Annotated in this window: 17 protein-coding genes and 1 pseudogene; 10 read left to right on the plus strand and 8 right to left on the minus strand. The window is 70.0% G+C overall.

Annotated elements, in window-relative coordinates; translation table 11 throughout:
- Window positions 1–57 precede the first annotated feature (57 nt).
- The 3 genes from ACZ6I3_RS02295 to ACZ6I3_RS02305 form a co-directional block, all read right to left on the minus strand.
- A complete protein-coding gene (locus ACZ6I3_RS02295; protein WP_469410963.1) occupies window positions 58–2,001 on the minus strand; it encodes a S53 family peptidase in 1,944 nt (647 codons plus the stop codon).
- Window positions 2,002–2,174: 173 nt separating this feature from the next.
- Window positions 2,175–2,792, minus strand: coding sequence for a DUF305 domain-containing protein (locus ACZ6I3_RS02300; protein WP_469410964.1), 618 nt, complete (start codon window positions 2,790–2,792; stop codon window positions 2,175–2,177).
- Window positions 2,789–3,460, minus strand: a complete 672-nt coding sequence (locus ACZ6I3_RS02305) for a DUF3105 domain-containing protein (protein WP_469410965.1) — start codon at window positions 3,458–3,460, stop codon at window positions 2,789–2,791. The genes ACZ6I3_RS02300 and ACZ6I3_RS02305 overlap by 4 nt, the downstream gene beginning before the upstream one ends.
- Window positions 3,461–3,687: 227 nt before the next feature.
- Here ACZ6I3_RS02305 and ACZ6I3_RS02310 point away from each other — a divergent pair, with 227 nt between their 5' ends.
- Entirely contained in the window at window positions 3,688–4,122 is a 435-nt protein-coding gene (locus ACZ6I3_RS02310) for an RrF2 family transcriptional regulator (RefSeq protein ID WP_469410966.1), read from the plus strand.
- Window positions 4,123–4,138: 16 nt separating this feature from the next.
- Here the strand turns inward: ACZ6I3_RS02310 and ACZ6I3_RS02315 are convergent, their stop codons facing one another.
- Entirely contained in the window at window positions 4,139–5,329 is a 1,191-nt protein-coding gene (locus tag ACZ6I3_RS02315) for a globin domain-containing protein (protein ID WP_469410967.1), read from the minus strand.
- A 297-nt stretch (window positions 5,330–5,626) separates the two neighbouring features.
- Between ACZ6I3_RS02315 and glnA the strand changes: the two genes are divergently transcribed.
- Window positions 5,627–6,988 carry a type I glutamate--ammonia ligase gene (gene glnA, locus ACZ6I3_RS02320; RefSeq protein ID WP_215121869.1) on the plus strand — a complete coding sequence of 454 codons (1,362 nt, stop codon included), beginning with the start codon at window positions 5,627–5,629 and terminating at the stop codon, window positions 6,986–6,988.
- Between the two features lie 97 nt (window positions 6,989–7,085).
- Here the strand turns inward: glnA and ACZ6I3_RS02325 are convergent, their stop codons facing one another.
- Together ACZ6I3_RS02325 and ACZ6I3_RS02330 are read right to left on the minus strand one after the other, a co-directional pair.
- Window positions 7,086–7,532: a VOC family protein gene (locus ACZ6I3_RS02325; protein WP_469410968.1), complete on the minus strand. Its 447-nt coding sequence runs from the start codon at window positions 7,530–7,532 to the stop codon at window positions 7,086–7,088.
- A 61-nt stretch (window positions 7,533–7,593) separates the two neighbouring features.
- Window positions 7,594–8,106: a pyridoxamine 5'-phosphate oxidase family protein gene (locus ACZ6I3_RS02330; RefSeq protein WP_469410969.1), complete on the minus strand. Its 513-nt coding sequence runs from the start codon at window positions 8,104–8,106 to the stop codon at window positions 7,594–7,596.
- A gap of 156 nt (window positions 8,107–8,262) precedes the next feature.
- Here ACZ6I3_RS02330 and ACZ6I3_RS02335 point away from each other — a divergent pair, with 156 nt between their 5' ends.
- On the plus strand, window positions 8,263–11,271 hold the full coding sequence (locus ACZ6I3_RS02335; RefSeq protein WP_469410970.1) for a bifunctional [glutamine synthetase] adenylyltransferase/[glutamine synthetase]-adenylyl-L-tyrosine phosphorylase: 3,009 nt from the start codon (window positions 8,263–8,265) through the stop codon (window positions 11,269–11,271).
- Window positions 11,272–11,608: 337 nt separating this feature from the next.
- Here ACZ6I3_RS02335 and ACZ6I3_RS02340 read toward each other — a convergent pair whose 3' ends face one another.
- Both ACZ6I3_RS02340 and ACZ6I3_RS02345 read right to left on the minus strand, forming a co-directional pair.
- Window positions 11,609–12,439 (minus strand): phosphatase PAP2 family protein, encoded by an 831-nt coding sequence (locus ACZ6I3_RS02340; RefSeq protein ID WP_469410971.1) that lies wholly within the window; start codon window positions 12,437–12,439, stop codon window positions 11,609–11,611.
- 96 nt (window positions 12,440–12,535) lie between these two features.
- On the minus strand, window positions 12,536–13,570 hold the full coding sequence (locus ACZ6I3_RS02345; RefSeq protein ID WP_193477606.1) for a LacI family DNA-binding transcriptional regulator: 1,035 nt from the start codon (window positions 13,568–13,570) through the stop codon (window positions 12,536–12,538).
- A 404-nt stretch (window positions 13,571–13,974) separates the two neighbouring features.
- Here ACZ6I3_RS02345 and ACZ6I3_RS02350 point away from each other — a divergent pair, with 404 nt between their 5' ends.
- From ACZ6I3_RS02350 to ACZ6I3_RS02380, 7 genes and pseudogenes are all read left to right on the plus strand, one after another.
- Window positions 13,975–15,243 (plus strand): extracellular solute-binding protein, encoded by a 1,269-nt coding sequence (locus ACZ6I3_RS02350; protein WP_469410972.1) that lies wholly within the window; start codon window positions 13,975–13,977, stop codon window positions 15,241–15,243.
- Between the two features lie 86 nt (window positions 15,244–15,329).
- Entirely contained in the window at window positions 15,330–16,334 is a 1,005-nt protein-coding gene (locus ACZ6I3_RS02355) for a carbohydrate ABC transporter permease (RefSeq protein WP_469410973.1), read from the plus strand.
- A 13-nt stretch (window positions 16,335–16,347) separates the two neighbouring features.
- Window positions 16,348–17,265, plus strand: coding sequence for a sugar ABC transporter permease (locus tag ACZ6I3_RS02360; protein WP_469410974.1), 918 nt, complete (start codon window positions 16,348–16,350; stop codon window positions 17,263–17,265).
- A 165-nt stretch (window positions 17,266–17,430) separates the two neighbouring features.
- Window positions 17,431–19,107: a glycoside hydrolase family 13 protein gene (locus ACZ6I3_RS02365; protein WP_469411672.1), complete on the plus strand. Its 1,677-nt coding sequence runs from the start codon at window positions 17,431–17,433 to the stop codon at window positions 19,105–19,107.
- A 119-nt stretch (window positions 19,108–19,226) separates the two neighbouring features.
- The gene (locus ACZ6I3_RS02370; RefSeq protein ID WP_469410975.1) at window positions 19,227–20,600 is read left to right on the plus strand and encodes an alpha-amylase; all 1,374 of its coding nucleotides are present in this window, start codon (window positions 19,227–19,229) and stop codon (window positions 20,598–20,600) included.
- A 158-nt stretch (window positions 20,601–20,758) separates the two neighbouring features.
- Window positions 20,759–22,171, plus strand: a complete 1,413-nt coding sequence (locus tag ACZ6I3_RS02375) for a glycoside hydrolase family 30 protein (protein ID WP_469410976.1) — start codon at window positions 20,759–20,761, stop codon at window positions 22,169–22,171.
- A gap of 101 nt (window positions 22,172–22,272) precedes the next feature.
- Window positions 22,273–23,247: pseudogene (locus ACZ6I3_RS02380) on the plus strand (glycoside hydrolase family 62 protein); the annotation flags it as partial.
- Window positions 23,248–23,262 lie beyond the last annotated feature (15 nt).

Here is a 23,262-nt window from a genome sequence, read left to right on the forward strand (position 1 = left end):
GTGCGACGCAATGGGGTGGTGTGAGTCACCCCACACCACCCCGTCCACTGTCGGAGATCAGCGACGCCGGTACGACTCGACGTAGCCGCTCGCGGGCGTACCCACGCCGGTGACGTCGTCGTAGCCCTTCACGGCCGCGAGCGAGCTGTCCTTGCCCAGGCCGCGCACGGACGTGGTCAGACCGCCGGTGGCGTCGTAGCCGTTCACGAAGTCGACGCGGGCCACGGCGAGGCCGGAGCCCGTCGGGTCGTCGGTGACGTCGTGGTAGACCTTCGAGCCGGCCTTGGCGTAGATCGCCGGGTTGGCGAAGCCGATCGGCTTGCCGCCCCGGGCCTCCTGGGCCAGGGCCTGGACGGCCGCGACGGTCGGCGCGGCGAGCGAGGTGCCGCCGATGCGGTACTCGCTGTACGCCTGCGTCTTCCCGTCCGGCCGGGTCTGCGTCTGGCCGACCAGGAAGCCCGTGTTCGGGTCGGCGATCGCCGCGATGTCCGGGACGACCCGGTTGCCGGTCGCACTGTTGGCCTTGGCCAGCGCGTCCGGTACGACGCCCCGCTGGTAGCCGGGCTCCGCCACCGTCCTGCTGGTGCCGCCGCCCGCGCCGGAGGTGAAGGCGCCGGGGAAGTCCGTCCAGCTCTCGCCGTCGGCCGACAGGTTGGCCTTCTCGGTGCCCCAGCCGGTCTCCCACAGGTACGTGTCACCCTTGCCGACGGCCAGCGAGGTGCCGCCGACGGCGGTGACCCACGCCGAGTTGGCCGGGGAGTCGACCTGCTTCGTCCCGGAGCTCGCGACCTCGTCGCCGTCGTCGCCGGAGGAGAAGTAGAAGCCGATGCCCTCGACCGCGCCCAGCTGGAAGACCTGGTCGTAGGCCGCCGCGAGGTCGGGCGTCTGCGCGGCCTCGACCTCGCCCCAGGAGTTGGACACGATGTCGGCCAGGTGGTGGTCGACGACCTTGCCGAGCGCGTCGAGCAGGTCGGCGTCGGTGCAGGACGCGGCACCCACGTAGGTGACGTCCGCGGCCGGCGCGACCGCGTGCACGGCCTCGACGTCCAGGGTCTCCTCGCCGTACCAGCCGGAGGCCGAGCAGTCCGTGGTGTCGGTGTACGTCGCGGGCAGCACCTGGTGCAGTTGCCCGGTCTTCCACGCCGCGTCGCCGTGGCGCTTGGCGTAGGTGCCGGCGTCGTAGGCGATGGTCGGGGAGGCGTACGCGTCCGTGATGGCGACCCGGACGCCCTTGCCGGTGCGCTTGCCCGCGCCGTAGGCGGCCCGCAGCTGCTTGCCGGTGTAGCCCTTGACGGCGTACGGGATCTTCGTGCCGTAGGCGTCCGGCAGCGTGCTCGCGGTTTTGGAGCCGTAGTACGAGGAGAACGGCCCGGCGTTGCGGAACACGGTGTCCGGCGGCGGCAACTGGTCGTCGTGCGTGACCATGTGCGGCGCGTCGTCCAGGCCGGTGACGGTCAGCACGGCGTCGGCCAGGCCCGCCGGGACGGAGGCGGTGCCCGCCGGGGCCCGGTAGGTCTTCGCGCCCTTGGCGAAGTCGTGCAGCTGGGTGCCGAACGCCTTCTCGGCGGCGGCCACGTCGCCGGTGACGGAGACGTAGTGCCGCGTGACCCCGGTGACCTTCAGGCCCGCGGCCGTCAGCCAGGACGTCACCGCCGCCACCTGGGCCTCGGTCGCGCCGAAGCGGGCCTGCGCCTTCTCGGCGCTGAGGTACTTGCCGTACGAGACCGACGCCGGGTCGGACACGGCCTTCGCGTAGGCGGCGAGACCGGCGGCGTCCCGGCCTCGGAGATACACCCGGGCCGACATCCGGGCGCCGTCGGAGGCTGCGCCCTTGTCGGCCTTGGCCGTGGCCCAGGCGGGCCGGGTCCCGGCCAGCGGGTCGCGGAGCGGGTGGTCGGCGGCGTGCGCCGCGGGTATGCCGAGCGCCAGCGCGCCGGCGAGCATCGGCAGTGTCGCCGCGATGCTCACTCCGGCGCGCGCCTTGGCGCGGTTGGATCTCATGGAACCCCCTGTGCGGTTCGTCGCGAGTGATCACTCGACGGTCGCCACTCTCGCGACGAACCGTTCATGTCAGGGGAATGCGAAACCCAAGAAGCGCCCTGCGCAGGCCAAGAAGTACCCAAGGCGCCGCAAGGCAGGGTGATTTGAGGCTTACGCCCCAAGGGGGCCGTGCGCTACGAGCGCGGCGCGGCGCCCCGCTCCTTCAGCAGGTCCGTCATCAGGCCGATCTCCGACTGCTGCGCTTCCACCATGCCCTGGGCGAGCCGCTTCTCGACGCCGACCGTGCACCCCTCCACACAGCCCTCGGCCATGTGGACGCCGCCCTTGTGATGGTCCGTCATCAGCTGGAGGTAGAAGATCTCCGCCTGCTTGCCGTTCAGCGTGCCGAGCTTCTTCAGCTCGGTGTTGGTGGCCATGCCCGGCATCAGCGCGCCGTCCTTGCCGGAGGCCATGCCTCCCATGTCCATCCAGGCCATCGGCTCGGAGGACACCTTGGGCAGCCCCCACAGATCGAGCCAGCCGATCATCATGCCGCGCTGGTTGGCCTGCGTCTGCGCGATGTCGTACGCGAGGCGCCGTACGTCCTCGTCCTTCGTGCGGTCGCGCACGATGTACGACATCTCCACGGCCTGCTGGTGGTGCACCGCCATGTCCCGCGCGAACCCGGCGTCCGCGGACTCGGCGGAGGGGGTCCTGCTGTTGCCGTCGTCCCCGGCGACGGCGTAGCTGATCGCACCGGCCGCGACGAGCGCCGTCACGGCGGCCCCGGCGATCAGACCGACGTGCCTCACTGCGACAGCCCGTTCGTGCAGGCGGCACCCGGCTCGGGCGTCTGCTCGCCCTGCACGAACTTCTCGAAGAACTTGTCCACGTCCGGGTCGCTCGCGCCCTTCACCGTGCGCTGGTGACCCCACGCCGACAGCATGATCGGGTCCTTCTGGTCGTCCATCGGGCTCATCAGCGTGTACGGCGTCTTCTTCACCTTCGCCGCGAGCGCGTCGATGTCGGCCTTCTTCGCGTCGGCGTTGTACGTCACCCACACCGCGCCGTGCTCCAGCGAGTGCACGGCGTTGGTGTTGTCGAGCTGCTTGGTGTAGACGTCCCCGTTGCAGTTCATCCAGGCCTGGTTGTGGTCGCCGCCGACCGGCGGCTCGGAGGCGTACTTCACGGCCTTGGTGACGTGGTTGCGGGCCAGCTTCCCTTCCCAGGTCTTCACACCGTCCTCGCCGGTGACGAACTTCCCCTTGCCCGAGGTGTCCTTGGCTGCGGCGGCGTCACTGCCGCCGTCGCCGGACTGGGACCGCACGAGCACGACACCGCCGCCGACGAGACCGCAGACGACCACCACGCCGGCCGCGATGACGAGGATCCGGTTGCGACGCTCACGGGACTGCTCGGCGCGCCGCATCTCCTCTATCCGCGCCTTGCGTGCCGTGCTGCTCTTGTTGGCGGAGCCCATGAGGTGTCCTTCGTGGGAAAGGTGGGACGGTCGGGTGAGCTGATCGTAATGGGGGGAACAGGGCGCCTCGTAGAGCGGCGGAGGGAATGGGCTGAATCGATACGGCACCGACAGGTGCCCGACAGCTTCGGGAGCTTCGGGGATCGGAAGCTTGGGGGATCGGGAGCTTCGGGGATTCGGGACCCGGATAATTTGAACCGCAGATTCCCATTACCTACGCTGCGTGTATGCGGCTGCTGCGCTCCACCGACCTCGCCCTGCGGGTTCTCATGCGGCTCGCCGTCGCGGGCGAGTCGAGTCCGACGACCCGGGAGGTCGCGGACGGCATGGACGTGCCGTACACCCACCTGGCGAAGGTCGTCGCCGAGCTTCAGCACATGGGGCTGCTGGAGGCCCGGCGCGGCCGCGGTGGCGGCCTCACCCTGACGGAGCAGGGCCGTACGGCGTCCGTGGGCGCCGTGGTGCGCGCCTTCGAGGGGGACGGCGACGTCGTCGACTGCGAGGGCTCCACCCCCTGTCCCCTGAACTCCGCCTGCCGGCTGCGCGGCGCCCTGCGCCGGGCCCAGGAGGCGTTCTTCGCCTCACTGGACCCGGTCACGGTCCGGGACATCGTGGCGGAGCCGACGGGGGCGCTCCTGCTGGAAATCTCCCGGGGAAGCTAGCGGGCTACGACGACGTTCAGCTCTGCCCCGCCAGCCACAGGTCCGGCCCGAACACCTCGTAGTGGATGTCGGCCGGGGTCACGCCCTTCGCGATGAGCTGGGCCCGTACCGCCCGCATGAACGGCAGCGGCCCGCACAGGTACGCGCGCGTGCCCGGCGCGACCGGGACGCCGGTGAGGTCGACCAGCCCGGAGTGGGTGCCCGAGGGGGTGTCCTGCTCATACCAGAGGTGGACGGCCGAGTCCGGCAGCTTGGCCGCGTAGGCCTCGTGGTCGGCGCGCAGGGCGTGGGTGGCGGGTGAGCGGTCGCCGTGGACGACGGTGACCGGGGCGCGATGTCCCGAGTCGGCGAGGTGCGCCAGCATCGCGGTCATCGGAGTCACGCCGATGCCCGCCGAGGCCAGCAGCAGCGGAGTGTCGGGGCCGGCGTCCAGGACCAGGTCGCCGTAGGGCTCCGACAGCTCGAGGACGTCGCCCTCCTCCACGCGCGCGTGGAGGTGGTTGGAGACCTCGCCGTCGGGGGCGGCGCCGTCCCCGTGCACGCGTTTCACGCTGATCTGCCGGAGCAGCGGGCCGGGCGCGCCGGAGAGGCTGTACTGCCGTATCTGCCGAGCGCCGTCCGGGAGGGCGACGCGGACGGAGACGTACTGGCCCGCGAGGAAGTCCCGCACGTCGGAGCCGTCGACGGGCCGCAGCCGGAAGGTGACGACGTCCGCGGTCTCGGTGACGCGCTCGGCGACCTCCCAGGTCCGCCAGCCGGGCCCGCCGCTCTCCTCGCGCAGCCGCTTCTCCACGGCGATCAGGGCGTTCGCCATCAGCCAGTAGACCTCGTCCCAGGCGGCGGCGACCTCGGGCGTCACGGCGTCGCCGAGCACCTCGGCGATGGCGGCGAACAGGTGCTCGTGGACGAGGCCGTACTGCTCGGGTGTGACGCCGAGCGAGGCGTGCTTGTGGGCGATGCGGTGCAGCATCGCGTCCGGCCGCTGCTCCGGACGGTCCAGCAGGTGCGTCGCGAAGGCGGCGACGGAACCGGCGAGCGCCTGCCGCTGAGTTCCGGCGGCCTGGTTGCCCCGGTTGAACAGGTCCCGCAGCAGGTCGGGGCGGGCCGCGAACAGGCCGGCGTAGAAGCGCTCGGTGATCGCGCCGAGGGCCCCGCCGACGGCGGGGAGTGTGGCGCGGACGGTGGCGGCGGACTGCTCGGACAGCATCGGGGCTCCTCGGTGCTCGACTGCGGCGTACGGTAATTAAACTTGCATCTGAGATGCAAGTTTAAGCGACTGGAGCAGCGAAGCGGACCGGCCGTTACGGATGTCACTGCGAGCAGGCACTATGGGCGGAAGAGCAGTTCACCTGCCGTATGTGAGGCGTTCGGCCCGGAGCCGGCCGGGCGATCATGGTGCGCAACGCGTACGAAATGGTGGTGTGGTGGGATGCTCAGGTGCCCGACCGCCTCCCGTGGTACGGAAGAGAAGGCGGCCTGACCAGCAAGGATGGGGAAGCGGAAGATGGACAAGCAGCAGGAGTTCGTGCTCCGGACCTTGGAGGAGCGCGACATCCGGTTCGTACGCCTGTGGTTCACGGACGTGCTGGGCTTCCTCAAGTCCGTCGCCGTGGCCCCGGCCGAGCTGGAACAGGCCTTTGACGAGGGCATCGGCTTCGACGGCTCCGCCATCGAGGGCTTCGCCCGGGTCTACGAGTCCGACATGATCGCCAAGCCGGACCCGTCGACCTTCCAGATCCTGCCCTGGCGTGCGGAGGCCCCGGGCACGGCCCGCATGTTCTGCGACATCCTCATGCCGGACGGCTCCCCGTCCTTCGCGGACCCGCGCTACGTCCTCAAGCGCGCCCTGGCCCGCACCTCCGACCTGGGCTTCACGTTCTACACCCACCCGGAGATCGAGTTCTTCCTGCTGAAGGACCGCCCGCTGGACGGCTCCCGCCCCACTCCGGCCGACAACTCCGGCTACTTCGACCACACCCCGACCAACGTCGGCATGGACTTCCGCCGCCAGGCGATCACCATGCTGGAGTCGATGGGCATCTCGGTCGAGTTCTCCCACCACGAGGGCGCCCCGGGCCAGCAGGAGATCGACCTGCGGTACGCGGACGCGCTCTCCACAGCCGACAACATCATGACGTTCCGCCTGGTCATGAAGCAGGTGGCGCTGGAGCAGGGCGTGCAGGCCACGTTCATGCCGAAGCCGTTCTCCGAGCACCCCGGCAGCGGCATGCACACGCACCTCTCCCTCTTCGAGGGCGACCGCAACGCCTTCTACGAGTCGGGCTCGGAGTACCAGCTCTCCAAGGTGGGCCGCTCCTTCATCGCGGGTCTGCTGCGGCACGCGGCGGAGATCTCCGCGGTCACCAACCAGTGGGTCAACTCCTACAAGCGCATCTGGGGCGGCGCGGAGCGCACGGCGGGCGCGGGCGGCGAGGCCCCCTCGTACATCTGCTGGGGCCACAACAACCGCTCGGCGCTGGTCCGCGTCCCGATGTACAAGCCCGGCAAGACCGGCTCGGCGCGGGTGGAGGTCCGCTCCCTGGACTCGGGCGCGAACCCCTACCTGGCCTACGCCCTCCTCCTCGCCGCCGGCCTCAAGGGCATCGAGGAGAGCTACGAGCTCCCGCCGGGCGCCGAGGACGACGTCTGGGCCCTCTCCGACGCCGAGCGCCGCGCGATGGGCATCGAACCCCTCCCGCAGAACCTCGGCGAGGCCCTGACCCTGATGGAACGCAGCGACCTGGTCGCCGAGACCCTCGGCGAGCACGTCTTCGACTTCTTCCTGCGCAACAAGCGGCAGGAGTGGGAGGAGTACCGCTCCGAGGTGACCGCGTTCGAGCTGCGGAAGAACCTGCCGGCGCTGTAGGCGCGGGGCCGCCGCGGTTTCGCTCGCCACGACGACAGAGAGGGCCGACGGTCGCGGACCGTCGGCCCCTCGTCCGCTCCCTCGGCGTCCGGCGGCGTCACGCCTGCTGGCGCTTGAGATCCGCCAGCAGCTGATGCAACGGCTCCGTCGCCCGCCGCCGGTACTCCTGGATCGCCCAGCCGTTCCCGTCCGGGTCCGTGAAGTGCATGAACGTGGCTCCGTCGTCCGGCGCGTACTGGACCGGCGCCGAGACGTCGAGGCCGCGTTCGACCAGCTCCGCGTGGGCCGCCTTGATGTCGGCGACGCACAGTTGCAGACCCTGGTACGAGCCGGGGGCCGGGGTGGGGCCGGGTGTCATCTCCCAGATCGACTCGCCGAGGGCGATCGAGCAGCCGGAACCCGGAGGGGTCAGCTGGACGATCCGCATCCCGGGCATGACCTCCTGGTCGATGTCGACGTGGAAGCCGACCTTGTCCCGGTAGAAGTCCCGGGCACGGTCGATGTCGGTGACGGGCAGCGGGATCACTTCGAGAGTGAAGTCCATGGCATGACTCCTTCGTCAGGCATCCGTTTCGTCAGGCATCCGTCGGGCGTCGGACTACGGCTCAGGCGAACCGCCACCTCGTCTGGCTGAACGGCTCCCCCTTACCGAAGCCGAAAACCGTGCGCGGCGCCACCGCGTAGACGGCCGCGTGTCCCGCGCCGTGGTGGAAATAGCCCTCCCGTACCTCGAAGTGCCAGAAACTGCCGTACTTCGTCTCCCACGCGGTGGCCAGTTCGCGTAGCCGGGCTTCGTCGGACACGCGCCTCGCCTCGCCCTCCACCACCAGGTCGTAGCCCTGGTCCCACGTGGGCGTGCCGGTGGTGAGCACGACGTGCGGGTTCTCCGCGAGGTTCCGCGCCTTGCGCTCCTCGGGGCCTGTGCAGAAGTGCAGGGCGCCGTCCGACCAGATCGCCGGCAGCGGGGTGACATGCGGGCGCCCGTCCGGTCGTACCGTGGTGATCCAGAACAGCTCCGCCGCCGTGAGCCGCGCTTCGGCCTCCTGCCAGTCGGTCGCGGTGGCCGTCGCGTCGCTGTAGCGGCGGTCCAGCCTGGTCTCGGGGTGCATGGTGGTCATGAGGGTCCTCCCGGCCTCTCGCTCCACAGGGCAGACCCCGTCCGTCCACCGAACTCATCGGAGCCTTCCCCGGACTCTGCGGCTACGCTCAAAGCCGTACGACCTTGATCCGAAGAAGACCGAAGAAGTCCGAGACGAGTCCGAGGGAGGCCCGGGATGACGGCGGCGCCGGGGCGCAGGAGCAGTACCTTCACACGGCTGCTGCGGCACGGCTTCACCGACGCCACCGCAGCCGAACGCCTCCTGGACAGCGCCGAGCTGGTCCCCCTGCGCGACGACCCGGTGCTGCTGGAAGCGCTGGGCGGGACCGCCGACCCCGATCTCGCGCTGCTCGGCCTCGTCCGGCTGCTGGAGGCCCAGCCGAACCCCGGCGCCCGCCAGGAACTGCTCGACACGCTGATCGCGGCCAAGCCCCTGCGCGACCGGCTGCTCGGCGTGCTCGGCGCCTCCACCGCCCTCGCCGACCACCTCACCCGGCACCCGGACGACTGGCAGGCGCTGGTCATGTACGAGGCCTACGACCTGCACCCCGGGGTGGAGGAGTTCGAGGCCGGCCTCGCGGAGGCCACCGACCCGGTCTCCCTGCGCGTCGCCTACCGGCGCTGCCTGCTGTCCATCGCCGCCCGGGACGTGTGCGGCACGACCGGCGTCGCCGAGTCCGCGGCCGAGCTGGCCGACCTCGCCACCGCCACCCTGCGCGCCGCCCTCGGTATCGCCGAGGCGGCCGCGCCCGAGGACGCCGGCCTGTGCCGGCTCGCCGTCGTCGCGATGGGCAAGTGCGGCGGCCACGAGCTGAACTACGTCTCCGACGTGGACGTCATCTTCGTGGGGGAGGCGATCGAGGGGGCCGACGAGACCAAGGCCGTGCGGGCCGCGACCCGGCTCGCCTCGCACATGATGCGGATCTGCTCGGAGACCACGGTCGAGGGCTCCATCTGGCCCGTGGACGCCAACCTCCGGCCCGAGGGCAGAAACGGTCCGCTGGTGCGGACCCTCTCCAGCCACCTCGCCTACTACCAGCGCTGGGCCAAGACCTGGGAGTTCCAGGCGCTGCTCAAGGCCCGCCCGGTGGCCGGCGACCTCGACCTCGGCGCGGAGTACGTCGCCGCCGTCCAGCCCCTGGTGTGGAAGGCCGCCGAGCGCGAGAACTTCGTCCCCGACGTGCAGAAGATGCGCCGCCGGGTCGTGGAGAACATCCCCCTCGCCGAGGTCGACCGCCAGCTGAAGCTGGGCCCGGGCGGCCTCAGGGACGTCGAGTTCGCCGTGCAGTTGCTCCAGCTGGTGCACGGCCGGACCGACACCTCCCTGCGCAGCGGCACCACCCTCGACGCGCTCAAGGCCCTCGCCGCCGGTGGCTACGTCGGCCGTGCCGATGCCGCCCAGCTCGACGAGGCCTACCGCTTCCTGCGCTCCATGGAGCACCGGATCCAGCTGTTCCGGCTGCGGCGGACCCACCTCGTCCCCGAGGAGGAGGCCGAGCTGCGCCGCATCGGCCGCTCCCTCGGTCTGCGCGCCGACCCGGTCGCCGACCTGCACCGCGAGTGGCGGCGGCACGCCACCGTCGTACGCCGGCTGCACGAGAAGCTGTTCTACCGGCCGCTGCTCGACGCGGTCGCCCAGCTCGCTTCCGGAGAGGCCCGGCTCCGGCCCGAGGCGGCCCGGGAGCGCATGGTCGCCCTCGGCTACGCCGACCCGGCCTCCGCCCTGCGCCATCTGGAGGCGCTGGCCTCCGGCGTCACCCGCAAGGCCGCCATCCAGCGCACCCTGCTGCCCGTCCTGCTGGGCTGGTTCGCCGACTCCGCCGACCCGGACGCGGGCCTGCTCAACTTCCGCAACGTGTCGGACGCCCTCGGCAAGACGCCCTGGTACCTGCGGCTGCTGCGGGACGAGGGCGCCGCCGCGCAGAACCTCGCCCGTGTGCTGTCCGCCGGGCGGCTCGCACCGGACCTGCTGATGCGTGCCCCGGAGGCGGTGGCACTGCTGGGCGACGGGGACGGCGGCGGTCTGGAGCCGCGCTCCCGCGCCCATCTGGAGCAGGAGATACTCGCCGCCGTGAAACGGGCCGACGGGGCCACCCAGGCGGTCACCGCCGCACGCGGGGTGCGCCGCCGCGAACTGTTCCGTACGGCCGCCGTCGACATCGTCGGCTCCTACGGCACCGAGGAGCAGCCCGCCGAGGCCGACCAGGGCGCGCTGGTGGACCAGGTCGGCGGCGCGGTGTCGGACCTGACGGCGGCGACGCTCGCCGGCACGCTGCGGGCCGTGGTGCGGGAGGGCTGGGGCGACAGTCTGCCCACCCGGTTCGCGATCATCGGCATGGGCCGTTTCGGCGGGCACGAGCTGGGCTACGGCTCCGACGCGGACGTGCTGTTCGTGCACGAGCCGCGTGACGGCGTCGACGAGCACGAGGCCGGGCAGGCCGCCGGCAAGGTCGTCTCCGAGATGCGCCGCCTGCTCCAGATCCCCAGCGCCGACCCGCCCCTGCTCATCGACGCCGACCTGCGCCCCGAGGGCAAGTCCGGGCCGCTCGTGAGGACCCTCAAGTCGTACGAGGCGTACTACCGCCGGTGGTCCCTGACCTGGGAGTCGCACGCGCTGCTGCGGGCCGAGCCCGTCGCCGGGGACGAGGACCTGGGCCGCCGGTTCATCGAGCTGGTCGACCCGCTGCGCTACCGGGCGGACGGACTCGACGACGAGGCCGTCCGCGACATCAGGCGGCTCAAGGCCCGTATGGAGTCCGAGCGGCTGCCGCGCGGCGCCGACCCCAAACTGCACGCCAAGCTGGGCCCGGGCGGCCTGTCCGACGTGGAGTGGACCGTGCAGCTGCTGCAACTGCGGCACGGCTCGGCGGAGCCGGGCCTGCGCACCACCCGCACCCGGGAGGCCCTGGCCGCCGCCCGCACGGCCGGGCTCATCACGGAGGAGGACGCCGCGACCCTGGACGAGGCCTGGGTCCTCGCGACCCGCGTCCGCAACGCGGTGATGCTGGTCCGCGGCCGGGCCGGCGACACGTTCCCCACCGAGCCCCGAGAACTGGCCGCCGTCGGCCGCTACCTCGGCTACGGCCCCGGCCACGCGGGCGACATGCTCGACGCCTACCGCCGCACGGCACGCAGGGCCCGGGGCGTGGTGGAGGAACTGTTCTACGGGGCGGCGGAGCGGTAGCCACCCGGTGGGCCTGTTCCTTCCCGAGGCCCCTCCCGTCGGCTCCCGGCCCCCGGAAGAGCAGCCCACGCCTGACGGCCACGGGACCCGGGCGCGGCCCATGCTCGTCGGGCCGGCCACGCCGTGTTCCCCGCGCCCCCGGCGTCATGCTCGTCGGGCTCGCTATCCCCGTGCTGCCCGCACCTCCCGGCGCCGCTCACCACGACCGCTCCCTCTGGCGCCCGCACCACCCGCGGCGCCCGCCACCCTGGCCCGCCGAGGACGACGTCCCGGCGCAGGGCGGGCCGCCGGTCGGCCGGGGCGCGAGGCCGGGGCGCGGACAGGGGCGTGCCGTGGGTCAGGGTCTAGCCGGTACCAGGCGTGGCAGTGCGTACGGCTGGGTGCCGTACCAGAGCCTTGCCACCGTGAATCCGAAGGCCAGGCAGAGCATGCCGCCCACCGCGTCGAGCCAGAAGTGGTTCGCGGTGGCGACGATGACGACCAGGGTCAGCGTCGGGTACAGCAGGCCCAGCACCCGCACCCAGGGGATCGTCGCCAGGGCGAAGATCGTCAGGCCGCACCACAGGGACCAGCCGATGTGCATCGACGGCATCGCGGCGTACTGGTTGGACATGTGCTTCAGGTCGCCGGAGGCCATCGATCCCCAGGTCTGGTGGACCATGACGGTGTCGATGAAATCGCTGCCGTTCATCAGCCGCGGGGGCGCCAGCGGATACAGGTAGTAGCCGACCAGGGCGACGGCGGTGGTCGCGAACAGCACCAGCCGGGTCGCCGCGTACCGGCCGGGATGCCAACGGAACAGCCACACGAGCACACCCAGCGTCACCACGAAGTGGAGCGTCGCGTAGTAGTAGTTCATGCCGATGATCAGCCAAGTCACCGCGTTCACGGCGTGATTGACCGACTCCTCGACGGCGATGCCCAGATGCTGCTCGACCTTCCAGAGCCAGTCGGCGTTGCTCAGTGCCTCGGCCCGCTGCTCGGGCACGGCGTTGCGGATCAGCGAGTACGTCCAGTAACTCACCGCGATCAGCAGGATCTCGAACCAGAACCGGGGCCGGCGCGGGGCCCGCAGCCCGCGCGGCGAACCCGGTCCGCTCTCGGCCGTAACAGTCTGCGGAAGGGCCGATTCCCGGCCTTCCACCTTCGTCACGGTCGTATCACCCATAGGCACAAAGTCTGCCAGAAAAGGACTTCCCCACCGATCATCCCCCGGCGAGGCCCGGGTCGCATGTTCTCTCTACGACGAGATCAGGCCACGACGTCAGGAACGACCGCGATCCCCGGGTGCCGAAGCGGTCGAACCGCGCACCACCAGCTCGGGCATGAACACGAACTCGCTGTGGGGGGCCGGAGTCCCGCCGATCTCCTCCAGCAGCGTGCGGACGGCGGCCTGGCCCATCGCCGGGACCGGCTTGCGGATCGTGGTCAGCGGCGGATCCGTGAAGGCGATCAGCGGCGAGTCGTCGAAGCCGACCACCGAGATGTCCTTCGGCACGTCCAGGCCCAGCTGCCGCGCCGCCCTGATCGCACCCAGCGCCATCATGTCGCTCGCGCACACCACGGCCGTGCAGTTCCGCTCGATCAACGCCGTGGTCGCGGCCTGGCCGCCCTCCAGCGTGTACAGGGAGTGCTGGACCAGCTCCGACTCGACGGCCTCGGCGCCCAGACCCAACTGGTCCTGCATCGTGCGCACGAACCCCTCGATCTTGCGCTGCACCGGCACGAACCGCTTCGGCCCCAGGGCCAGCCCGATCCGCTGGTGCCCCAGGGACACCAGGTGCGTGACCGCCAGGCTCATCGCGGCACGGTCGTCGGGGGAGATGAACGGCGCCTGCACCTTCGGCGAGAAGCCGTCGACCAGCACGTACGGCACGCCCTGCGCGCGCAGCCGGTCGTAGCGCTGCATGTCGGCGGTGGTGTCCGCGTGCAGCCCGGAGACGTAGATGATCCCGGCGACCCCGCGGTCGACGAGCATCTCCGTCAGCTCGTCCTCCGTCGAACCGCCCGGCGTCTGGGTGGCGAGGACGGGCGTGTAGCCCTGCCGCGTCAGCGCCTGGCCGATGACTTGGGCCAGGGCCGGGAAGATCGGGTTCTCCAGCTCCGGGGTGATCAGGCCCACCAGGCCCTCGCTGCGCTGGCGCAGACGCACCGGGCGTTCGTAGCCCAGCACGTCGAGGGCGGCCAGCACGGACTGGCGGGTGGTGGCGGCGACGCCCGGCTTCCCGTTGAGGACGCGGCTGACGGTCGCTTCGCTCACCCCCGCCTGAGCGGCGATGTCGGCAAGCCGTGTGGTCACAGCACCGGACTGTAGCGGCCGGGGATCTCCTTGCGCACCGACGGGACGCCTGGTGCGTGCCGTCCCACGGCCGGCGGCGGGTTGCTGGGTCATCGCGGTCCCCAAAAAGGTCGAGAAGAGGTCGTGGCCGGCGTCCGATCCGCAACGGATGATTCCCCCGACGGAAGCGGATGGCAAGTGCTTGCAGAGTCTTGCACAGCTGTCCGAGTCCCCGCCGAACAGCCGGAAATCGGGGCCCCGCAGGGGCAGCAGCGAGGTCACGGCGGGGTAACCATCCGCACCGCTTGCAACTTTTTGCTGCAAGGTCTTTCGCAAGTCCGTGAAGCGCGGCTAATCTCACCGACGCCCGGCGGCCAACGGCGCAGTCGGCAGCACGAACGGGCTTTCACCCTCAAGGAGAACTCATGCGGCGTGGCATAGCGGCCACCGCGCTGGTGGCGTCACTCGCCCTGGCGGCGACGGCGTGCGGCGGAAGCGACAGCGGCGACGAGGCCGGCGGCCCGGTCACCATCACCTGGTGGGACACCTCCAACGCGACCAACGAGGCGCCGGCGTACCAGGCCCTGGTCAAGGAGTTCGAGGCCGCCCACAAGGACGTCAAGGTCAACTACGTCAACGTCCCCTTCGACCAGGCGCAGAACAAGTTCGACACCGCCGCCGGTTCCAAGGGCGCCCCCGACGTGCTGCGTTCCGAGGTCGGCTGGACCCCGGCCTTCGCCAAGAAGGGCTTCTTCGCGCCGCTCGACGGCACCGAGGCCCTCGCCGAGCAGGACAAGTTCCAGCCCAGCCTGATCGAGCAGGCCACGTACGACGGCAAGACCTACGGCGTCCCCTTCACCACGGACACCCTCGCCCTCGTCTACAACAAGGCCCTGTTCGAGAAGGCCGGCGTCGAGGCCCCCAAGACCTGGGACGACCTGAAGAAGGCCGCCGCCACGATCAAGGACAAGACCGGCGTCGACGGCTACTGGGGCTCCACCCAGGCCTACTACGCGCAGAGCTTCCTCTACGGCGAGGGCGCCGACACCGTCGACGTCGACGCCAAGAAGATCACCGTGACCTCGCCGGAGGCCGAGAAGGCCTACGGCACCTGGCAGGGCCTGTTCAAGGGCAAGGGCCTGCACAAGGCCGACACCACCGCCGACGCCTACGCCCACATCCAGGAGGCGTTCGTCAGCGGCAAGGTCGCCTCGATCGTCCAGGGCCCGTGGGAGATCACCAACTTCTACAAGGGCTCCGCCTTCAAGGACAAGAACAACCTCGGCATCGCCACCGTCCCGGCCGGCTCCACCGGCAAGGCGGGCGCCCCGACCGGCGGCCACAACCTCTCCGTGTACGCGGGCTCGGACAAGGCCCACCAGGAGGCCTCGCTGAAGTTCGTGAAGTTCATGACCTCGGCGAAGGCCCAGGAGACCATCGCGCTGAAGAACTCCACGCTCCCCACCCGCGAGGACGCCTACACCGCGAAGGTCAAGGCCGACCCCGGCATCGCCGGCTACCAGGGCGTGCTGTCCGCCGCCCAGCCGCGCCCGGCGCTGCCCGAGTACAGCTCCCTGTGGACCCCGCTCGACGACGAGCTGCTCAAGATCGCGAGCGGCAAGGAGTCCCTGGACAAGGGCCTCGGCAATGCCGAGACCGCCATCACCAAGCTGGTGCCCGACTTCTCCAAGTGACGGCCACCGGCCCGCGCCCGGGCAGTCCCTGAAGGCTGCCCGGGCAGCCCCCTTGACCTCCTTGAACTTCCAGAAGGTGTCGAACCATGACAGTCGTCATCGACCGAGCGACCGGCAAGCGGCGCGGTGAGCGGGAACCGCGTCCCGGGCCGGGCCGGCGGCTGAAGAACGGCTTCCACAAGCACTGGTACGCCTACGCGATGATCGCCCCGGTGGCGATCGTCCTCGGCGTCCTCGTGCTGTACCCGCTGGCGTACGGCCTGTACCTCACGCTCACCGACGCCACCAGCCTCAACACCGCCCGCACGATCGGCGTCAACGAGATCGACGCCACCTACAAGTTCATCGGCCTGGACAACTACGCCGACATCCTGTGGGGCCCGACGTCGTACGACCGCTTCTGGTCGCACTTCCTGTGGACGGTCTTCTGGACGGCCGCCTGTGTCACCCTGCACTACGGCATCGGCCTCGGTCTCGCGCTGCTGCTCAACCAGAAGCTGCGCGGCCGCACCCTCTACCGGATGATCCTGGTGCTGCCCTGGGCGGTGCCGACCTTCGTCACCGTCTTCGGCTGGCGGTTCATGCTCGCCGACGGCGGCATCATCAACTCCGGCCTGGAGTTCCTGCAGCTGCCGACGCCGCTGTGGCTGGAGGACACCTTCTGGCAGCGGTTCTCCGCGATCATGGTCAACACCTGGTGCGGTGTGCCGTTCATGATGGTCTCGCTGCTCGGCGGACTGCAGTCGATCGACGCGAGCCTGTACGAGGCCTCCGAGATGGACGGCGCCAGCGCGTGGCAGCGGTTCCGCTACGTCACCCTGCCCGGTCTCAGGTCCGTCAGCACGACGGTCGTACTCCTCGGCGTCATCTGGACCTTCAACCAGTTCGCCATCATCTTCCTGTTGTTCGGCAACACCGCGCCCGACGCCCAGATCCTCGTGACCTGGGCCTACCACCTGGGCTTCGGTCAGCAGCCGCGCGACTACGCCCAGTCCGCCGCCTACGGAATCCTCCTCCTGTCCCTCCTGATCGTCTTCACCTCGTTCTACCGCCGCTGGCTTAACCGCAACGAGCAGCAGCTCGCGATCTGAGGCAGGAGTTCCCATGAGTACGACGAGTACGACCACCGTCGAGACCCCCGCCCGGGCCGGCGAGCGGCGCCCCGCGGGCGCCCCGCGGGGGGTCCGCCGCCGCGGCGAGCAGAGCCGTGCGGGCTCCCTCGCCTCGCACGCCGTGCTGATCGGCGCGAGCCTGACCGCGCTCTTCCCGATCGCCTGGCTGGTCTTCCTGTCCCTCGGCCCGGACAAGGACGACTACCTCCACCCCGGGCGCATCTGGAGCAAGATGACGCTCGACAACTACGCGTTCGTCCTCCAGGACACGGGCTTCTTCGACTGGCTGACGAGCACGCTGGTCGTGGTGCTGGGCACGACGCTCATCGGCGTCGTCGTCGCGGCGTCCACCGGCTACGCGGTCTCCCGCATGCGCTTCCCCGGCTACCGGAAGCTGATGTGGGTGCTGCTGGTCACCCAGATGTTCCCCATCGCGGTACTGATCGTGCCGATGTACCAGATCCTCTCGGATCTCCAGCTCATCGACAGCTACCTTGGTCTCATCCTTGTCAACTGCACCACGATCGTGCCGTACTGCGCCTGGCTGATGAAGGGCTATTTCGACACCATCCCGTTCGAGATCGACGAGGCCGGGCGCGTCGACGGGCTGACCCCCTTCGGCACGTTCGCGCGGCTCATCCTGCCGCTCGCCAAGCCGGGCCTCGCGGTCGCGGCGTTCTACAGCTTCCTCACGGCCTTCGGGGAGGTCGCGTTCGCCTCGACGTTCATGCTGAGCGACGACAAGTACACGTTTGCCGTCGGTCTGCAGACCTTTGTGAGCGAGCATGACGCGCAGCGGAACCTGATGGCCGCGACCGCTGTACTGATCGCGATACCGGCTGCCCTGTTCTTCTATCTCGTGCAGAAGAACTTGGTGACCGGGCTCACTGCCGGTGGCACCAAGGGGTGACCGTTGTTGAGTGACCGGCTGCGGCGCCGTCGTGGCTGGTCGCGCGGTTCCCCGCGCCCCTGACCGGGCGGCCGTGGTGCCCATCCGACCCCGCTGTGCCGCGGCCGCCCCAACATCACGCCCACGCCTTCCATGACCGACATCCTGTTACGCATCAAGGACGACATGAGCCAGCAGCCCTTTGCCGCCCCTGCCATGACCCCCACCGTCGCCAAGCGCCGCGACTGGTGGCGGGACGCGGTGATCTACCAGGTGTATCCGCGCAGCTTCGCCGACAGCAACGGCGACGGCATGGGCGACCTGGAAGGTGTCCGTACCCGTCTGCCGTATCTGCGCGACCTCGGCGTGGACGCCGTGTGGCTCAGCCCCTTCTACGCCTCGCCGCAGGCCGACGCCGGCTACGACGTCGCCGACTACCGGGCCGTCGACCCCATGTTCGGCAACCTCCTGGACGCCGACGCGCTGATCCGCGACGCCCACGAGCTGAGCCTCAGGATCATCGTCGACCTGGTCCCGAACCACTCCTCCGACCAGCACGAGTGGTTCAAGCGGGCCGTCGCCGAGGGCCCCGGCTCCCCGCTGCGGGAGCGCTACCACTTCCGCCCCGGCAAGGGGAAGAACGGCGAACTGCCCCCCAACGACTGGGAGTCGATCTTCGGCGGCCCGGCGTGGACACGGGTGCCGGACGGCGAGTGGTACCTGCACCTCTTCGCCCCCGAGCAGCCCGACTTCAACTGGGAGCACCCGGCGGTCGGCGACGAGTTCCGCTCCATCCTGCGCTTCTGGCTGGACATGGGCGTCGACGGCTTCCGTATCGACGTCGCCCACGGTCTGGTGAAGGCGGAGGGGCTGCCCGACCTCGGATCCCACGACCAGGTGAAGCTGCTGGGCAACGATGTCATGCCGTTCTTCGACCAGGAGGGCGTGCACGAGATCTACCGGCAGTGGCGGATCGTCCTCGACGAGTACGCGGGGGAGAGGATCTTCGTCGCCGAGGCCTGGACCCCGACCATCGAGCGCACCGCCCACTACGTCCGCCCGGACGAGCTGCACCAGGCCTTCAACTTCCAGTACCTCAGCACCCACTGGGACGCCGAGGAGATGCGCGAGGTCATCGACCGCACCCTGGACGCCATGCGCCCGGTCGGCGCACCCGCCACCTGGGTGCTGTCCAACCACGACGTGACCCGGCACGCCACCCGCTTCGCCAACCCGGCAGGGCTCGGTACCCAGATCCGGCTGGCCGGCGACCGGGAACTGGGGCTGCGCAGGGCCCGTGCCGCGTCCCTGCTGATGCTGGCGCTGCCCGGCTCGGCCTACGTCTACCAGGGCGAGGAGCTCGGGCTGCCCGACGTCGTCGACCTGCCGGACGAGGTGCGTCAGGACCCGGCGTACTTCCGGGGCGCCGGCCAGGACGGCTTCCGCGACGGGTGCCGGGTGCCGATCCCGTGGACCCGGACCGGGTCGTCGTACGGCTTCGGAGACGGAGGCAGCTGGCTGCCGCAGCCGGACGGCTGGGGCGAGCTGAGCGTCGAGGCGCAGACCGGGGAGCCGGGCTCGACCCTGGAGCTGTACCGGGCCGCGCTCGCCGTGCGCCGCGACCAGCCCGACCTCGGCGCCGGAACGTCCGTGGAGTGGCTGCGGGCGCCCGAGGGCGTGCTCGCCTTCCGGCGCGGGGAGTTCGTGTGCGTCGCGAACACCACCGGGGAGTCGGTGGCGATGCCGGCCTACGGCAGGGTGCTGGTCGCGAGCGGCGAGGTCGTCCTGGTCGACGACGAGGCGAAGGTCCCGGCCGACAGCACGGTGTGGTGGACCACGGCGACCGCGGGGGACCGCGCCTGATTTTCCTTTGAATTTCGTACGGCCCGCTGCCCTTTCGGGCGGCGGGCCTCTACTATCTGCGTCACCGCAAGCTTTCTGAAGCTTGCTGCAAGAACCTTCAACGAAGAAGGAAACCCCACATGGCACGCAGATACCTCGCCGTCGCGGTCGCGCTCACCACTGCTTCGGTTGTCATGAACCCGACGAGTGCACAGGCCTCCCCACCTGGCACCAAGGACGTCACCGCCGTCCTCTTCGAGTGGAACTTCGCCTCCGTCGCCCGCGAGTGCACCAACACCCTCGGGCCCGCCGGCTACGGCTATGTCCAGGTCTCCCCGCCCGCCGAGCACATACAGGGCTCCCAGTGGTGGACGTCGTACCAGCCGGTCAGCTACAAGATCGCCAGCCGGCTCGGTGACCGCACGGCCTTCCGGAACATGGTGAACACCTGCCACGCGGCCGGTGTGAAGGTCGTCGCCGACACGGTCGTCAACCACATGGCGGCGGGCAGCGGCACCGGCACCGGCGGCTCGTCGTACAGCAAGTACAACTACCCGGGTCTGTACTCCGCGCCCGACTTCGACGACTGCACGGGCCAGATCACCAACTACCAGGACCGCTGGAACGTCCAGCACTGCGAACTGGTCGGCCTCTCCGACCTCGACACCGGTGAGGGCTACGTCCGCGGGGCCATCGCCGGGTACATGAACGACCTGCTCTCCCTCGGCGTGGACGGCTTCCGCGTCGACGCGGCCAAGCACATGGATACGGCCGACCTGGCGAACATCAAGTCCCGGCTGAGCAACCCGTCGGCGTACTGGAAGCAGGAGGTCATCCACGGCTCCGGCGAGGCCGTCCAGCCCACTGAATACACGAGTAACGGCGACGTCCAGGAGTTCCGCTACGCCTACGACCTCAAACGGGTCTTCAACAACGAGAACCTCGCCTATCTGAAGAACTACGGCGAGGGCTGGGGCTACATGAACAGCGGCGTCTCCGGCGTCTTCGTCGACAACCACGACACCGAGCGCAACGGCTCGACCCTCAGCTACAAGGACAACGCGAACTACACCCTCGCCAACGTCTTCATGCTCGCCTGGCCCTACGGCGCCCCGGACATCAACTCCGGCTACGAGTTCACCGACCACGACGCCGGCCCGCCCAACGGCGGCCAGGTGAACGCCTGCTGGCAGGACGGCTGGAAGTGCCAGCACAACTGGCCGGAGATCAAGTCGATGGTCGCCTTCCGCAACGCCACGCGCGGGGAGGCCGTCACCAACTGGTGGGACAACGGGGGCGACGCCATCGCGTTCGGGCGGGGGAGCAAGGGCTTCGTGGCCATCAACCACGAGTCGGGCTCGCTGAGCCGGACCTACCAGACCTCCCTGCCGGCGGGGACGTACTGCAACGTGCAGAACAACACGACCGTGACCGTGAACTCCAATGGTCAGTTCACCGCCATCCTCGGCGCGAACACGGCTCTCGCGCTCCACGCGGGCCGGTCCAACTGCTGAGCGCTGAACTCCAGTTGCGGTGCGTGAGGGATTGACGCTTCCGGAACCCTGCCCTACGTTCCCTGCACAGTGGCAACTCCCTGAACGCTGTTCAGCATCTCGAACACTCGCCCCTCGGAAACCCCGGGGGGCGACCTCATACCTCTGGGAGCGCTCCCATGACGGGACGGATCACGCTGCGCGGGCTCAGAACGTGGACGGTCACCTCCCTCGCGATGCTGCTCGCGACCGCCGGAGTCACCGCTGAGGCGACACCCACCAGGGCGGACGCCTCTGCCACCATCGACGGGGCCACCCGGCACCAGCCCATCGACGGCTTCGGCATCTCCGAGCACTTCGGCCGGGCCCAGATCATGCGGGGCTCGCAGGGCCTGCCCGCCCAGCGCCAACGCGAGATCCTCGACCTGCTGTTCAGCCGCAGCACCGGCGTCGGGCTGAGCATCCTGCGCCTCGGCATCGACTCGGGCATCCAGCCGACCGACCCCGGCGGGCCGAACGCGACCCCCAGGTACGTGTGGGACCGCGACGACAAGGGCCAGGTCTGGCTCGCCCAGCAGGCCAAGGCGTACGGCGTGAACCGCTTCTACGCCGACGCCTGGACGGCCCCCGGCTATATGAAGACCAACGGCACCGACGCGAACGGCGGCACCCTGTGCGGCCTGGCGGGCGCGAGCTGCGCGAGCGGCGACTGGCGCAAGGCGTACGCGAACTACCTGGTCCAGTACGCGAAGTTCTACGCCCAGGAGGGCATCCGGATCAACGATCTCGGGTTCACCAACGAGCCCGACTGGACGGCCACCTACGACTCCATGCGGCTCACACCCGCGCAGGCGGTGGAGTTCACCAAGGTCTTCGGGCCGGTGGCGAGGGCCGGCGGCTACCAGGTCGTCTGCTGTGACTCCTTCGGCTGGAACCAGCAGAAGAACTACACCAGCGCCATCGAGGCCGACGCGACGGCCCGGGGCTTCGTCGACACCCACGCCGGCCACACGTATGCCAGCAAGGTCGACGGGCCGCTGCCGACCGGCAAGCGGACCTGGATGTCGGAGTGGTCGCCCGACGGCACCACCTGGAACGAGGCGTGGGACGACGGCAGCGGCTACGACGGCTTCACGGTCGCGGGCGCCGTGCACGACGCCCTGACCAAGGGGAACACCAGCGGCTACGTGTACTGGTACGGCGCCTCGACCGGCGCCACCCGCGGGCTGATCCAGATGGACGGCGCGAACTACCACGTCTCCAAGCGCCTGTGGGCCCTGGCGAACTACAGCCGCTTCATCCGGCCCGGGGCCACCCGCATCGGCGCCACCACGTCCGACGGCAACCTCAGGCTCTCGGCGTTCCGCAACACCGACGGCACGGTGACGGTCGTGGCGCTCAACGCGGCGACCGGTGCCACCCCGGTGTCCTTCGGCCTCCAGAACATCGGGTTCACCGCCGGAACGGCGACCCCGTATCTGACCAACGGCTCCCAGAGCACCGCCCGGCAGTCGGCCGTGCCGGTCACCGGCGGGTCGCTGAAGGCCACGGTTCCGGCCCGCTCGCTCGTCACCTACACCCTCAGCCGATAGGAGACACGATGCGCCTGACAAGGCACCTGGGAGTCCTGATCGGAGGCCTGGCCCTGTTGTTGGGTGCCCTGGTGGCGCCGTCCGCGGCGTCCTCGGAGCAGCGGGCGGCGGCCCTGCCCGGCAGCTTCAAGTGGAGTTCCAGCAATGTGCTGATCTCCCCGAAGTCGGACGCGGCCCACCAGCTCAGCGCCGTCAAGGACCCGTCGGTCGTGTACCACAACGGCCGCTGGCACGTGTTCGCCAGCACCGCCAGCACCAGCGGCGCCTACAACATGGTGTACCTGAACTTCGCGAGCTGGCAGGAGGCCGCCTCCGCGCAGCACCACTACCTGGACCAGACGGCGATCGGCGCCGGGTACAAGGCGGCACCGCAGGTGTTCTGGTTCGCGCCGCAGAAGCTCTGGTACCTCGTCTACCAGACCGGCGACAACGCGGCGTACTCGACCACGGCGGACATCGCCAACCCCAAGTCCTGGACCGCGCCGAAGAAGTTCTACGCGAACGGCATGCCGCAGATCATCAGGGACAACATCGGCAGCGGCTACTGGGTCGACTTCTGGAACATCTGCGACAGCGCCAAGTGCTACCTGTTCTCCTCCGACGACAACGGCCACCTGTACCGCTCGGAGACCAGCCTGGCCGCCTTCCCGAACGGCTTCACCAACACCGTCATCGCGCTCCAGGACTCCAACAAGTACCGCCTCTGGGAGGCCGCCAACGTCTACAAGCTCAAGGACTCGAACACCTACCTGCTGCTCAACGAGGCGATCGGCGGCAACGGCAAGCGGTACTTCCGCTCCTGGACGTCGAACAGCATCGCCGGCAACTGGACCCCGCTGGCCGACACCGAGTCCAACCCCTTCGCGCGCTCGAACAACGTCACCTTCAGCGGCACCCCCTGGAGCCAGGACATCAGTCACGGCGAGATGGTCCGCCACACCAACGACCAGACCCTCACGGTCAATCCGTGCCGGCTCCAGTACCTCTACCAGGGCCTGAACCCCTCGGCGAGCGGCCCCTACAACACGCTCCCGTGGCGGCTGGGCCTGCTGACACAGACCAACTCCACTTGTTGAAAGTTCTTTCCGATG

The organism is Streptomyces sp. NPDC041940 (assembly GCF_055589465.1).